This window comes from Caulobacter sp. DWR1-3-2b1 (assembly GCF_049895765.1).
Lineage (GTDB): Bacteria > Pseudomonadota > Alphaproteobacteria > Caulobacterales > Caulobacteraceae > Caulobacter.
The window spans coordinates 43,577-55,993 of the sequence record NZ_JAFCSZ010000014.1 but is presented as its reverse complement, the minus strand read 5'-3'; the positions used below and the strand labels follow the sequence as shown (position 1 = coordinate 55,993).

Here is a 12,417-nt window from a genome sequence, read left to right as displayed (position 1 = left end):
GCGCATGACCGAATGCCTCAACCGGCCTTTCCGAAGGCCCGCGCATAGGCCTCCGGCTTGAAGCCGGCGGTCAGTATGCCATCGATGTCGAGGATGGGTCGCTTGATCATCGAGGGTTGGGCCAGCATCAGATCGATGGCCTTCCTGGGGTCGAGATCCTGCTTGTCGGCCTCGGCCAGCTTGCGGAAGGTCGTGCCCGCGCGGTTCAGCACGGTCTCCCAACCCAGCACGCCAACCCAGCGCTCCAGGCTGGCCTGATCGATCCCGGTGACCTTGTAGTCGTGAAAGGCGTAGACGACGTCCTGCCCGTCCAGCCAGTCGCGGGCCTTCTTCATCGTGTCGCAGGCCTTGATGCCGTAGATCGTGACGCTCATTTGCCCGGTCCCTTTTTGAAGGCGGCCCCGTGAAGAGCGACGGGTAGCCGGGCTCACTGAGAGGCGCAAGTCAGCCGACGAGCGGATACCGAGCGAGCACCTCGTGTTGGCCCTTGCCTTGATGGCTGATGACGAGAGCGAACTCTTTCACGGTCCAGGTCACGGGCTCGATAGCAGCGACCACAGCGCCGGGCTGACCGTAAACGACCGTCACGTGAGGCGTAAAATTAAGGTGGGAACCGTCGAGCTTCTCCCAAGCCAGGGCCTGGCGGAGCGCCGCCTGAAAGGCTTCGAGCGCCTTGAGGCCCTCACCGCCGCGAAGCACGACGTTTTTCGGAAAGCCGCCGATCTGATCGAACGACACCTCGAAGGCAGCCATGGCCAGTTTCGACGCCGCGCGAGAGATCCGCTCGACAAGGCTCGCCGGCACCTCGTTCCAGTAGTCGAAGTGGCCCAGCGTGATGTGCATCAGGTCAGGATTGAAGACGGCGCCAAGCAATCCTTGATCGACCTGATAGTGGCGACCGTAAGCCTGGGCGGCCGTCTTCGCTTGTTGATCCAGATAGATCATCAGGATCAGATGCTTGTCGCGTGGCGCGACTTCACCAAACAGCGAAGGCTGCGCCTCCTGCGCCATCGGTCAGCCCGCCTTGGCGGCGGCCAGACTGTGCCGCAGGCGCTCAGCCACAGCGCCCAAGGTAATCGCCGACAGCGCGTCGTCGACAGCCAGCTTGTCGTCGGCCGAGGCGATCAGGGCCAGACGATGGGTGAAGTCCGTTACGGCGGTGATGTGCTGGGCCAGCAGATCGACCGTATGCAGTTCCTGCATCACCTGATTGCGGCTCTCCGGCGGGCTGACCGCCAGGATCTGCCCCAGCGCGTCGTCCAGCTTTCCGCAGGCCTCGGCGGCGATCGACATCTCCGCCGAAACCGCTGCCAGAATTGCGGCGATGCTCGAACCCGCGTTGTCCTGTTCCAAAGTCATCATTTCCCCGACGTTCAATCTCTGACTTGTTGCTATGCCGTGGCGCGTGTTGTGGCGCTTGGCCGTTGCGTCACGTTGGAGCGATCCCGGGTCCGACCGCAAGCGCGATTACGCCAGTCAGGCGAATTGATGCGCCCGACCCGGGGGCTTTAGGCTTCGATGATGTGTGGAACGAAGCGGGCCAGGTTCTTGGTAACCACGCTGTCGTCCTCGCGGATGCCGACGCCTGCCGGCTCGTTGCCAACCATCCAGGCGCCGACCACGGGATACTTGCCCGCGAAGATGGGCGGCGGGTGATAGGCCTGCACGATTGCGCCCTCCTGGCCGTAGCCCTGGTCAAGCACCGGCTCGGCGCCCCCGACGATCTCGACATTGGCGCCTTCCCGCGAGAACAGCGGCTTGCGCACATGGCGAGATCCGAGGTTCGAGGCCTGCGCGTCGCCCTCGAAATAGGCTTCCAGCAGATTAGGATGGCCCGGATGCCGTTCCCACAGCAGCGGCAAGATACCCTTGTTCGACAGGATCGCCTTCCACGGCGGCTCAAGCCAACGCACCCCGGCGGTCTTCAAGTGCGCGGCATAGGGCTCGCGTAGCATGAACTCCCACGGATAGAGCTTGAACGCCGCCTGGACGATGAAGCCTTCGTGGTCGACAAACTGGCCCTCGCCGTTGACGCCGATCGCATCGATGGCCACGAACTTCGGGTCCAGCCCCGCCTGTAGCGCCAGGTCCTCAAGGAACCGCACCGTCTGGCGGTCCTCGATGGCTTGGGCGTCACTCGCGAAGTGGACGAACCCGCCCCCGGGGAACAGCGTAGCGAAACGATCCCGCAAAGCCTCGAACAGGCTGTTGAACTGATCTGTCCCCGCCGGAAACGCGCCTGAGGCCAGCAGTTCCTCCAGCCACAGCCACTGGAAGGTGGCGGCCTCGAAAACGCTGGTCGGCGTGTCGGCGTTGTATTCGTAGAGCTTGGGCTTGGAGACGCCGTCATAGCCGAAGTCGAAACGGCCATAGAGCGGCGGTTCCTTGGCGCGCCACGAGGCGGCGATGAAATCCTGGTGTTCGGCGGGGATCGCTAGCCGCGTCATCAAGGCTTCGCTGCCGACCGCCTCGTCGACGAGATCCAGGCAAAGCTCATGCAACTCCGCCGCCGCCGGCTCCAGATCGTCCTCGATCTGGGCCAAAGTGAAGGCGTAGGCCGCCGACTCGTCCCAATAGGGCTGGCCGTCGGTGTGATGGTAGACGAAGCCGACGGCGTCGGCCTTTGCCTGCCAGTCGGCGCGCGGCGTCAGGTCAAGTCGGCGCATGCGTTCTAGGTTTCGCTCGACTTCTGCTCGATCTGCAGCGGCGCGGCGGCCGGCGGAGCCAGACGGGCCAGGATGTCGTCAGCCGAGGACTGGCCCGGGCCGATGCCGGCCAGTCGGAGCTTCTCGTCCAGATCAGCGCCCGTTCGACGGTCTTCCAGTTCGCCGGCGGCCTTGATGCGCTCGCCGCGAATGGCCTGCTTTTCCTTGATGCGGGCCAGGCTGTCGGCGGCCGAGCCGAGCGAGGATCCGGCGCCCGCGCCGCGGGCGGCGACCGAGGCCTGGGCCTTCTGAACCGACTCATTGACTTTCACGACGTCGACTTCACGACGCAAAGTCTCGACGCGGCGGTCAGTGGCGGTGATGGCCTGGTGAAGCTGGTCTTCGGCCTGACGCATGCCCTCGATCTGGGGCTCCTTCAGGGCGATGTCCTGCTCGAGATCGGCGATGCGCTGGGCCACCTGGCGGGCCAGGTCCATGTCGCCCTTGGTGACGGCGGCGCGGGCCGAGCCCTCGTACTTGGTCACCTGCTCGCGGAAGCTGGAGACTTCCTTTTCCAGGATGCGGCGACGGGCCACCAGGGTGGCCATGTCGTCGCGGGCCTTGCCCTGGGCGGTGTCGGCGTCGCGGATTTCCTGATCCAGGATCCGGATGGCGTTGGCGTCGACGACGGCGGCCGAGGCTTCATGCGCGCCCGCGCGGCCCAGGGTGAACAGCTTGCGCCAGATGGACATCGGTGAGTCTCCGGGAACGGTATTAGGCGGGGGTGAAGGACGAGCGCAGGTCGGAAGCGGCCTCGATGGCGTTCTCGGCCAGCACACGCAGCTCGATCAGGATGTCGTCCAGCGACGAAGACGGGGCCAGTTCGCCGAACAGCTCGTAATAGTCGCGGTCGCCGACCGTTCCGATGCCGAAGTTCGACAGCGGCACCAGCTTCTGTGCCTTGAGCAGGAATTCGTTGAAGGCATGGCGATCTTCCTGTTCGTCCACCGGCCACAGCAGGACCGAGGCGGCGATCTGATGGTCGCTGACGCTGACGAAGATCTCCAGGTCGCCCTGTTCGTGCATGGTGACCAGCAAGATGGGATCGGAGCCCTCGACGACACGGGCCGTCATGGCGTCGCTGAGACCATCCGAGAGGGCGGTTTGAAGCGAGCGAACAGTCCAGGCGGGGGTCGTCATCGGGTCGTGTCCTCCAAGGGATGGCGTTTCATACAAGATGGGAGGGCGAACGCCAGTCGTCGAGAGCATCGTCCGTTTGATAGGCATGACAAGTTGGTAATCGCGCAGCCCCTTTTGCGCGAGCGGCGCGCGTCGTAGAGGTAGAACGAGTCGCCACTGGGTCCGCTTTCGATGTTCAGCAAGCTTTTCGGACGCAAGGACACAGCGCCAACCGCGCCGGCCCTGCCCGCCATCCGCAATGTCACGCTGGGGCGGACCGTATGGCTCGACACCCTGGCCTGGCGGCGGTTCGGCGCCGACACCCGATTCTCGCTGGACCGCGACACGCTGGAGATTACGGCCCAGGGGCTGGTCGATCTCAAGGACGGCGGCTTCGTCCATCGCTTCTACACCGACGACCATCTGATGTTTCAGGCGGTTTCCGATGATCGCGAAGGTCAGCGCCTGACCGATGTGACCGTTTTCATGCCCTGGGACAGCGCCTATCCGGGCGGCCAAGCCGATCGCGACGCCTGGGCGGCGCGTCTGCGCGCCCGCACCTTCACCGCCAAGGGTCTGGACGAGTATCCTCGGCTGTGGTTCGGCGACGAGGCCGAAAGCCAGGACCCGGTGACCTTCTGGGAAGACCTGCACGACGACCGGGACGGTGTTCCCGATCGGCGGATCTATCAGACCTCCATGCTGTTCGCCCGCGATCTGCCGGACGAAGGGCGTGAATTGCTGCTCGCCATCGAGCAAGAGACCGAAGACCATGAGGTCTCGTTCGAGATCATGCTCGGCATCCCGCTGGAAGCCGGCGAATTCAAAGCCTGACTAGAGAGACGGAAACATCATGTTCGATCTTCACGGGTTCGCCGCCAGCGCCCTCGCCTTCCTGGTGGCCTTCATCGCCGCCGGCCTTTTCACCGTGGCCTTCAAGGTCATCTACCAGTGGGTGACGCCCTATCACGAGGGCACCCTGATCCGTGAAGGCAATGCCGCCGCCGCCTTGGCCCTCGGCGGAGCGCTTGTCGGCTATGTGCTGCCGCTAGCCTCGGCGCTGAGCCACACGGTTTCGCTGGTCGAGTTCTGCGCCTGGGCCGCTCTGGCCGGCGTGATCCAGATCGCCGCCTTCACCCTGATCCGGGTGTTGGTGATGAAGGACGTCGCCGCCCGCATCGAGCGTGGTGAACTGGCGGCTGGCGTCTATCTGGCCAGCATCTCCATCGCGGTGGGCCTTCTCAACGCCGCCTGCATGACGTCGTGAGCCGCGCCATGACCGATCAATCCCAATCCCTTCAAGCCAAGCCTCGCCTGAAGCGCTCGCGCAGCCTTACCCTGACTACCCTGATGGCCGGCGCAGCGGTGTCGATCACCGCCTGCGACAGCGCTCCCGCCGTAACCCAGTGGGGCGACCCGCCTGCCGCCGCGGCGGGCAAGGCCGTCGAGGCCCGCACCTTCACCAGCCTGGACGAATGCAAGGCCTCGGGCGATTTCACCGCCCAGCAGTGTGAAACCACCCTGGCCCAGGCCCAGAAGGACAGCGCCGAGAACGCGCCGAAGTTCAACGACCAGCAAAGCTGCGAGGAGCGCTACGGCGTCGATCAGTGCGTGCCGCGCTCAAGCCAGGGCGGCGGCAGCTTCTTCACGCCGCTACTGACCGGCTTCATCATCGGTCAGGCGCTGAACAACATGGGCGGCGGCTTCCGCGGCGCGCCGATGTACCGCGACCGCAACGGGTCCTATTACGGCGGCAACGGTTATCCGCTCTCGCGTGACTACGTCACCGGTCGCACGCGGGTGCGCTCGGAGAGCTTCGACGTCCCCCGCGCCAACGCGCCCACCCGGGTCCAGAGCCGCAGTTCAGTGATCTCGCGCGGCGGCTTCGGCGGCGGTCGCTCGTTCGGCGGCTGACGCCTAAGGCGCCGGCCTGGGTCGTGTCAGGTCGAAAGACACGCGAAACAGCCGCCCCGGTCGCGCCAGTTGGTAGGTGAAAGCCTCTGCGCCCAACCCCAGCGACCAGACGTTGGTGTTGGACACGGCGCGATCCAGCCGCGTGAACAGGGCGCGCGACTCCGCATCGACCGGAAAGCTCTGCAAAGTGGCGGAGCCAACTTCGACGGTACCGCCGCCATAGCGTGACAGCTCGTCCTCGACGCCGTCGGCATGGCGGTGATCGTGCTTTAGACGCAGGCGTCCCTCCCCCACCCGGGTGATCACCCAGGTCCGCGAGCGATCCTCACCGACCCGGAAGGGAATGCGGATTTCCCGGGCGTCGCAGGCGGCCACGGTCATCACCAGTTCGGCCTTGCGGAACGAGTCGTCGATCGGATCGCCGGTCACGACCTGGCCCGTGAAGCTCTGGCCGCAGAGGCCAGCAAGCTGCTCGAAGAACCGGTCGGCGGCGGTCTGCGCCGACGCGGCCGTCGGAGCGGCGACCAGCCAAGCTATCGCGCAGAGCGCCATGATCGGTTTCATTCGCATCTCCTCTGGGTCGGCCAGCCGCCGGACGATTACCCACCGCCTGCGCGAAGGACGTGTGGGAGTGTCGATCGTCGCGTTGCACGGATCGCCACTGAGGCGGCGCACATCCGGCAATATTGCCACGAAATGCTCGAAGCGCGGCCAGATTCGGCGGCGGAGGTTATGGTTTTTCCGCGTTCAGTGCGTCGGTGATCTTTCGCTTGGCCATCTCGTATCGGCTCTCTCGGAGATGGGAATTGGGACTTGGCGACGCCTCGGCGCCGGCTTCTCGCGCCATGGTTTCCGCCGCAGCCTCATCGATTGCGCGCCGGAGCTCGTCCAATCGCCGGTCGGCGCTGGCCATGGCGGCCCAAAAGGCCTTGTCCTGAGGCGTGAGGTCCCACGGGACGCCCGCGTCGGGTTCGGAGGCGCCTGGCGAAACCTCCGGCCGCGCCGACGCAACGCCATTGTCGTCGCCCGGGGCAAGACCCTTGGCATCGTCCAGCACCACGCCAGGGGCCTTGAACAATGACGGACTAGGCAACGGCCTGGACCTTGCGTTTACAGTCGAGGAGCGCCGAATAGGTGAAGGTCACGACCCTGTCGGTCAGGCTGGAAACGTCGTCTTCAGCGAAGCCGTGATCGCGCGCCCAGATCTTCACGGCATGCTTGAGGATGCTCGCCGCAGGGTCGGAGGCGAGAGCTTCGGAAAAGGCGTCTTCGGCGATCTGGGGTTCCGTGAGGACGGCGGCGTCGAAAGACATGGCGAGGTTTCCTGATGCGACGGAAAAAGCCGCGTTCCGTTGGCGGCGCGACCTGAAATATGTTCGGGGAGCGGACCCGACCGAAGGGGGAGGTCGGGTCCTGAGGCGGCGAAACGGCCAGCGGTGGCAGGCCGTGTGCAGTGTAGGTCTTGGCGGCACTCCAACGATGGCGGTCGACAGAGAGGTTCGGCTGCCGCCCGGACTGTTGTCGTCACGGCCTACGCCCGGAACATGTCTCGAGCCGCCGGCGCATGATGTGCGGATTTGCACATCGCTCGACCATAGAACCGCGGGTTCATCCGCGTGGAAGTGGTCAGGCGCGCGTGAGATTGAAGATAGGGGTCGAAGGAAAGCCCTTGCGCCCCTGGGTGCGTCCTACATAGCCGCAACAAACGCGGTCGCCGTGAAAGGTCGCCAGCGCCCCGGCCAGGGCTTCGCTGACGCAGGCCGAGCCGGGCGCGACGTCCGGCTCGATGCGGGCGGCGACCACCACGTGAGCGCCGACCACGGCCGGGGCCTTGGTCAGCGGATTGGTGGTCAGATGCACGGGGCCATAGTGGCCGCCGATCCTGAGGCCAAGACTGCGCGGCAGGCCGAGGCTTCGAAGATCCAGCGCGCGATGGGCTTCCTGCAGAGCCAGGGCCGCGACGGCGGCGTCGATCGGCTGGTCGAAGACGAGAAAAAGACCGTCACCCCAGGTCTCGACGTGGAGTGGGCGGGCGTCGAGCTCTTCGATCACCTGCGCCATCCGCCCCATCACCGCTTCGATGAAAGCTGGGATCTGATCGTCGCGCAGCGCTCCGAACCCTTTCACGTCGGCGAAGAGCATGGCCTTCATGGCTCGCGAGTCGAGCCCGGCTGATCCCGACGCGGGAGACGGCGGCGGACGCCGAACCGAGATAACGACCTGCTGCCGGCGGCCCTTTGCCCAATAGGCCAGATCCACGGCCACACCGGACGGTCCCACGGCCGCGTGACCGTCCCACACCGCCACCTGCACCGCCTCGGTCGACAAGGTCTGGGCGCGCAACACCGCGCAACCCATCGCGATCTGGCTGGCATAGGCGAAGACCTGCTCGTCGCCGGCATAGGGATCCTGCGAGGCGTAGCGCACGGACGCGGCGCGGGCGAAGCAGCGCTCGAAGCGTTCGCTCCAAGCTGGCCCAAAGGGCGCGACCGACACCGCGATAAAGGATTCCAGGTTCACCGGCAGAACCAGATGCAGTTCGGCGCCCGCGTCCAGCAGGGCCTCCGCAAAAACGATGTCGGCCCCGGCGGCCAGACCGCCATAGGCGAAACCGATCCCCTGCTCGCGCACCGTGCGGTCGGCCTCGTCTCGCAGATCGCCGGCCAGTCCGTCGGTCAGGGCGCCTTCGCGCGAGGCGTCCAGGATGTGGCCGGTGAAGTGGGCGCAGGCCGGCGGCCGGAAGGGGGCCAGCCAGGCGGTATCGACGCCGGTCTCGCGGCACAACATTTCCAGCTGGCGCAGGGTCGAGGCATGGGCCGCGTAGGCTCGCGGCGCGCTGGCCTGGGCTTCGGCCAGAGCCTCGCGCGCGGCCTCCTGGCAGCCCGTCAGGAACAGCGCCTCGGCCCGGCTGGCGGCCTCGTAATAGGCGGCCTCCCCCGTCAGTCCCGACGGGGACGGAGCGATCATTGTCGCCGCCAGGGCCTGCGCACCCGCGCGATCTCCGGCGACGAGCGTCATCGTCGCGGCGTTGACCGCGCCGTAGAGACCGCCAAAGCGCTGGAAGAGGGCCTGGTAGCGACGGGCCGAGGCTCTGGCGAAAGCCGTCCGACGCGGACCGCGCGCGGCAAGGGCGACATCCTTCAGAAGTCGCGCGCCCAGGGCGATCGCGTCGGGATCGTCATCGACCCGATCCAGCCCGAGGCGAACATATTCGGTACGCGCGAAATCGCTCGCTCCCGCCCTCGCCAGGCAAAGCACCGCCTTGTAGGCGATCTCGCGCGACGCATCCCCCGCCTCCAGGGCGGCGCGGGCGATGTCATAGGCGGCGAGGATCTCGCCGCGCTGGATCAGCGCTGCGAGGTCTCTATCGACAACCGCCGGCTCGATCAGGGAACCCTGCCCGTGCCGTTCTCGATCTTTGGATCCAGGGTGATGTGCTGATCATGCGAGTCGGCCATGAAAAGGCTGTATTCATACTCGCCCATCCGGGCGCATTCGTAGATGATCTTGAAGCACGAGCGCGGGGCCAGTGACGTGTCGAGCCATTGCGTGACCCAGACAAAGCTCGAAAAGTTCAGCCCGAAATCGTCCTTGATGGAGATAGGCCGCCGCTGGAACTTCCAGCCAGCGCCGACGAGGGTGTCGCTGAGCCTGAAGACCAGTTCGCAACGTTGACTCAGGCCCATCGACAGCGGAGTCGGGTTCTCCGGATCGAGGACGTTCATGAAGTTGATGTTGTCGGCGATGCCGACGACCAGTTCGACGACGCGGGTCGGTGTTGATTCTTTCATTTGGGGTCCCCTTGACCTGTGGCGCCAGCTAGAGGCGACTCTCGCCAAAATGCAAGAAACCCGGGATGTGCGTAACCTTGCGCCTTCAGATCTCGCACGATAGCGGCGGCCAGGTCGCGTCGCCCCTGGGCCACGTGCGCGCGCGCCAGAATATCGAGGCCGACGGGCGAAAGCGATCCGCGCCGCAGCGCCAACGCTGACACTGCCGCGGCGGATCGCTCCGACGCCAGATAGGCGACGCCGTAGAGAACGGCTCGCTCCGACATCGCCTCGCGCGAGCCCGGCGCGGCGTCCAGGCGATCCCGCAGCGCCAGCGCCAGGCGTTTGGCGAGCGGCCCGTCGTTCCCGAGACGCGCCAAATGGATCGCCTGCTGTTCAAGACGCCCGTCCAGGTCGACGCGCCAGGTGTTGGCCTCGTCGCCCGTCCGCAGCTTCGCCAGGATCGCAGCGGCCTCGGCATGGGCGCTACGCGCCTGGACCGGCTGGCCAGACCAGGCAGCGAGGTCGACGGCGTCCATTTGCCCGGCCAGCAAGAATTCCAGCCATTGCGTGTTTGTCGGGTCCAGAGCCACTAGTTCGCGCAAGCCTCGCATGGCGCCGCCCGACCGGGTGCGCGCCTGCGCCACTCTCCCCAGATCCAGCTCCAGACGCGCGAGCGCCAACTGAGCGCCCAGGCTGCGAGCGGCCAGCGGCTTGTCCGCGGGCGCCTTCGCCGAGGTCTGGGCCAGGAGGTTCGCAGCGCCCTCGCGCTCGGCATAGGCTTCGCGAGGACGACCCAGCTTGACCAGGGAGTCGGCCACCCAGGCATGGGCGTCCACAGCGTCGACCACGCGGTCCTGGTTGTCGGGGTCCCGGGCGCGTTCGGCTTCGAAAGCGGTCAACGCGGCGCGGAAGGTTGTCAGCGCCTCCTGCGCCCGTCCCTGCTCCAGCAACAGAGTGCCGAGATTGCTACGGGCATAGGCGACCTCCAGCCGCCAGTCGGCGCGCGCCGGGTCGAGTGCGACAAGGGTTTGGGCCAACTCGCCGTACCGCTTGAAGCCATGCTCGGCCCCGGCGACGTTGCCCTGGCGCCATTCCATATAGGCCAGCCAGTAGACGTTTTGCGCTTCTTCGAAGATGCGCTCGCCGTTGCCGGGAGCGCGGACGGCTAGTTCGTGGGTGGTGGATGCGGCCTGACCGAAGGCGTCGCGGGCGCCGACCAGATCGCCGCGCCGCACCCGGATCGTGCCCAGCAGCGTCTGGGCCTTGGCGCGTTGGGTCAGTGCCCTGTCGTCGAGCTGATCGGTGCGCGACTTGCCATAATAGGCCAACACCCTGGCGCCCACGCCGTCCAGGACGTCCAGCCGCCCCACCGGTTCCAATTTCTCGCGCAGATCGCCCAACATATAGGCCACGAGGGCTTCGGTCTCGTCGCGCTGGTCGCGGGCGATCTGACGTGACTTCAGGGTGACCAGGGTCATCGCCCCCATGGCGATGGTCACCATCAACGCCGCGGCGGTGAAGCCCGCCATCAGTCGCATGCCGCGGCGGGCGTCGCGCTGGACCAGTTGGTCGAGGCTGACGTCCAATAGCTTCGCCACGATCTTCAGCCGCGACAGCCGCAGCCCGTCGCCGTCGCGCCTAGGATCCACGGCCAGCGGTTCGGCGCCCGGCGGCAGCCCCGCGAGCAACGCCGGCGGCAGTGTCTCGGTCAGCGACGTTCCTGCTGGCGTCGCTGGCGCGATCACGCAGATGATCTGGCCGAGCCCGTGGTTCTTCAGGAAATAGGCCACCTCCTGGTCCACCCAGTGCGAGCTCGCCGAGGCGGGGGAACATAGCAAGATCAGGGCGTCCGAGCGGTCCAGTGCGTCACGGATCACCTCGCCCAGGTCGGGCGAGGCGCTCAGCTCGTCGCGGTCCCGGAAGATCGGCCTTAGCCTCTGGGCTGACGCAGCACCGCCAGTCGTGGTCAAGCGGCGCGGCGCACGGTAGGTCTCCAGCGCGCGATGAACCCATCCGGCGGCTTTGCGGTCTTGGTGGCTGTAGCTGATAAAGGCGCGGTACCGCGGTCGGCTATCCATTCGTCGTCCCCAGATCGACTGTGCAGGAGCGTTCTCGATGGCCGTGATTCCCCCCTCTCCCCCGCTCGCTCCCAGCCATAGGCCGATCACGCCGGCATCTGAAGGCGACTATCGCGCCAACAGGCTTTTCCGGCACATGGCGCCCGACGAAATCGAGGCCTTGGCTCCACGGATCGAACATCTTCACTATGGCAAGGGAGAGCTTATCGTCCAACGCCTGGATGAGAGCGGCGGCATTCATCTGTTGCTGAAGGGCGCCTTGCTGGCCAACCAATACGCCCGTTCGGGCCGCGAGGTCGGCTATCGGCGTATTCCGGCGGGAAGCTATTTTGGCGAAATCTCGGCGATCGACGGCTTGCCGCGTTCGGCGAACATCGTGGCGCTGGAAGACGTGCGCCTCGCCCGGCTCCCTCAACCCCTGATCCGGACTCTTTTCGAAAGATCACCCCATTTCATGCGGGCGATCCTGGAGGACCTGGCCAGCCTGACGCGCTCGCTCACCGATCGCTTGTTCGAACTGAACGCCGTCTCGGTCGCCTGTCGCGTCGACATCGAGCTTTTGCGCATGGCGACCTCGGCCGGCGGCGACGGCCAACAGGCCACGATCCATCCCTGCCCCACCCATGCCGAGCTGGCCGTTCTGGTTGGCAGCCAGCGCGAGGTGGTGACCCGCGAACTGAACCGCCTGGCCAGCCTTAAGATCATCTCCCAGACCGGTCGCACTCTGCGGATTCTCAACCTTCCGGCCCTTGCCGACGAGATCGAACGCATCGGCGGAGAAGCCTAGTCTGGCCGACGCGCCACCTACGAGATCATTCCTGAAGGAAA

16 protein-coding genes are annotated in these 12,417 nt (G+C 66.1%); 4 read left to right on the top strand and 12 right to left on the bottom strand.

Annotation, left to right across the window (positions count from 1 at the left end; genetic code table 11):
* Positions 1-17: 17 nt before the first annotated feature.
* From ACP69S_RS13620 to ACP69S_RS13595, 6 genes are all read right to left on the bottom strand, one after another.
* Entirely contained in the window at positions 18-374 is a 357-nt protein-coding gene (locus tag ACP69S_RS13620) for an ArsC family reductase (protein WP_425998054.1), read from the bottom strand.
* A 70-nt stretch (positions 375-444) separates the two neighbouring features.
* A complete protein-coding gene (locus ACP69S_RS13615; RefSeq protein WP_425998053.1) occupies positions 445-945 on the bottom strand; it encodes a 2'-5' RNA ligase family protein in 501 nt (166 codons plus the stop codon).
* A gap of 69 nt (positions 946-1,014) precedes the next feature.
* Positions 1,015-1,359, bottom strand: a complete 345-nt coding sequence (locus ACP69S_RS13610) for a hypothetical protein (protein WP_425998051.1) — start codon at positions 1,357-1,359, stop codon at positions 1,015-1,017.
* A gap of 149 nt (positions 1,360-1,508) precedes the next feature.
* Positions 1,509-2,666, bottom strand: a complete 1,158-nt coding sequence (locus ACP69S_RS13605; protein WP_425998049.1) for a glutathionylspermidine synthase family protein — start codon at positions 2,664-2,666, stop codon at positions 1,509-1,511.
* A gap of 5 nt (positions 2,667-2,671) precedes the next feature.
* Complete coding sequence (locus ACP69S_RS13600) at positions 2,672-3,397, bottom strand: PspA/IM30 family protein (RefSeq protein WP_425998047.1); 726 nt, start codon at positions 3,395-3,397, stop codon at positions 2,672-2,674.
* A gap of 22 nt (positions 3,398-3,419) precedes the next feature.
* Positions 3,420-3,845, bottom strand: a complete 426-nt coding sequence (locus ACP69S_RS13595) for a YjfI family protein (protein ID WP_425998045.1) — start codon at positions 3,843-3,845, stop codon at positions 3,420-3,422.
* A 171-nt stretch (positions 3,846-4,016) separates the two neighbouring features.
* On the opposite strand from ACP69S_RS13595, the gene ACP69S_RS13590 reads away from it, so the two are divergent.
* Genes ACP69S_RS13590 through ACP69S_RS13580 form a run of 3 tightly spaced genes read left to right on the top strand, consistent with a single transcriptional unit; the run spans position 4,017 to position 5,738 of the window.
* Positions 4,017-4,658, top strand: coding sequence for a DUF2491 family protein (locus tag ACP69S_RS13590; protein ID WP_425998043.1), 642 nt, complete (start codon positions 4,017-4,019; stop codon positions 4,656-4,658).
* Between the two features lie 19 nt (positions 4,659-4,677).
* On the top strand, positions 4,678-5,091 hold the full coding sequence (locus tag ACP69S_RS13585) for a DUF350 domain-containing protein (RefSeq protein WP_425998041.1): 414 nt from the start codon (positions 4,678-4,680) through the stop codon (positions 5,089-5,091).
* Between the two features lie 8 nt (positions 5,092-5,099).
* Positions 5,100-5,738, top strand: coding sequence for a DUF1190 domain-containing protein (locus ACP69S_RS13580; RefSeq protein WP_425998040.1), 639 nt, complete (start codon positions 5,100-5,102; stop codon positions 5,736-5,738).
* A gap of 3 nt (positions 5,739-5,741) precedes the next feature.
* On the opposite strand, the gene ACP69S_RS13575 is transcribed toward ACP69S_RS13580, so the two are convergent.
* The 6 genes from ACP69S_RS13575 to ACP69S_RS13550 all read right to left on the bottom strand — a co-directional run bounded on the left by ACP69S_RS13575 (position 5,742) and on the right by ACP69S_RS13550 (position 11,589).
* On the bottom strand, positions 5,742-6,302 hold the full coding sequence (locus tag ACP69S_RS13575) for a hypothetical protein (protein WP_425998038.1): 561 nt from the start codon (positions 6,300-6,302) through the stop codon (positions 5,742-5,744).
* 166 nt (positions 6,303-6,468) lie between these two features.
* Positions 6,469-6,816: a hypothetical protein gene (locus tag ACP69S_RS13570; RefSeq protein ID WP_425998036.1), complete on the bottom strand. Its 348-nt coding sequence runs from the start codon at positions 6,814-6,816 to the stop codon at positions 6,469-6,471.
* Positions 6,817-6,823: 7 nt separating this feature from the next.
* Entirely contained in the window at positions 6,824-7,051 is a 228-nt protein-coding gene (locus ACP69S_RS13565; protein ID WP_425998034.1) for a hypothetical protein, read from the bottom strand.
* 313 nt (positions 7,052-7,364) lie between these two features.
* The gene (locus ACP69S_RS13560) at positions 7,365-9,128 is read right to left on the bottom strand and encodes a tetratricopeptide repeat-containing protein (protein ID WP_425998126.1); all 1,764 of its coding nucleotides are present in this window, start codon (positions 9,126-9,128) and stop codon (positions 7,365-7,367) included.
* A complete protein-coding gene (locus ACP69S_RS13555) occupies positions 9,125-9,529 on the bottom strand; it encodes a hypothetical protein (protein WP_425998032.1) in 405 nt (134 codons plus the stop codon). The genes ACP69S_RS13560 and ACP69S_RS13555 overlap by 4 nt, the downstream gene beginning before the upstream one ends.
* A complete protein-coding gene (locus tag ACP69S_RS13550) occupies positions 9,526-11,589 on the bottom strand; it encodes a TIR domain-containing protein (RefSeq protein ID WP_425998031.1) in 2,064 nt (687 codons plus the stop codon). Before ACP69S_RS13550 ends, ACP69S_RS13555 begins: the two co-directional genes overlap by 4 nt.
* Before the next feature lie 37 nt (positions 11,590-11,626).
* Here ACP69S_RS13550 and ACP69S_RS13545 point away from each other — a divergent pair, with 37 nt between their 5' ends.
* On the top strand, positions 11,627-12,376 hold the full coding sequence (locus ACP69S_RS13545) for a Crp/Fnr family transcriptional regulator (RefSeq protein ID WP_425998029.1): 750 nt from the start codon (positions 11,627-11,629) through the stop codon (positions 12,374-12,376).
* Positions 12,377-12,417: the final 41 nt, after the last annotated feature.

Bases quoted from the DNA above. Each gene is read 5' to 3' on its own strand.
- ACP69S_RS13615 (WP_425998053.1), bottom strand. From the start codon at position 945: ATGATCTATCTGGATCAACAAGCGAAGACGGCCGCCCAGGCTTACGGT.
- ACP69S_RS13600 (WP_425998047.1), bottom strand. From the start codon at position 3,397: ATGTCCATCTGGCGCAAGCTGTTCACCCTGGGCCGCGCGGGCGCGCAT.
- ACP69S_RS13590 (WP_425998043.1), top strand. From the start codon at position 4,017: ATGTTCAGCAAGCTTTTCGGACGCAAGGACACAGCGCCAACCGCGCCG.
- ACP69S_RS13620 (WP_425998054.1), bottom strand. From the start codon at position 374: ATGAGCGTCACGATCTACGGCATCAAGGCCTGCGACACGATGAAGAAG.
- ACP69S_RS13545 (WP_425998029.1), top strand. From the start codon at position 11,627: ATGGCCGTGATTCCCCCCTCTCCCCCGCTCGCTCCCAGCCATAGGCCG.
- ACP69S_RS13555 (WP_425998032.1), bottom strand. From the start codon at position 9,529: ATGAAAGAATCAACACCGACCCGCGTCGTCGAACTGGTCGTCGGCATC.
- ACP69S_RS13565 (WP_425998034.1), bottom strand. From the start codon at position 7,051: ATGTCTTTCGACGCCGCCGTCCTCACGGAACCCCAGATCGCCGAAGAC.
- ACP69S_RS13580 (WP_425998040.1), top strand. From the start codon at position 5,100: ATGACCGATCAATCCCAATCCCTTCAAGCCAAGCCTCGCCTGAAGCGC.
- ACP69S_RS13595 (WP_425998045.1), bottom strand. From the start codon at position 3,845: ATGACGACCCCCGCCTGGACTGTTCGCTCGCTTCAAACCGCCCTCTCG.
- ACP69S_RS13610 (WP_425998051.1), bottom strand. From the start codon at position 1,359: ATGACTTTGGAACAGGACAACGCGGGTTCGAGCATCGCCGCAATTCTG.
- ACP69S_RS13605 (WP_425998049.1), bottom strand. From the start codon at position 2,666: ATGCGCCGACTTGACCTGACGCCGCGCGCCGACTGGCAGGCAAAGGCC.
- ACP69S_RS13550 (WP_425998031.1), bottom strand. From the start codon at position 11,589: ATGGATAGCCGACCGCGGTACCGCGCCTTTATCAGCTACAGCCACCAA.
- ACP69S_RS13575 (WP_425998038.1), bottom strand. From the start codon at position 6,302: ATGAAACCGATCATGGCGCTCTGCGCGATAGCTTGGCTGGTCGCCGCT.
- ACP69S_RS13585 (WP_425998041.1), top strand. From the start codon at position 4,678: ATGTTCGATCTTCACGGGTTCGCCGCCAGCGCCCTCGCCTTCCTGGTG.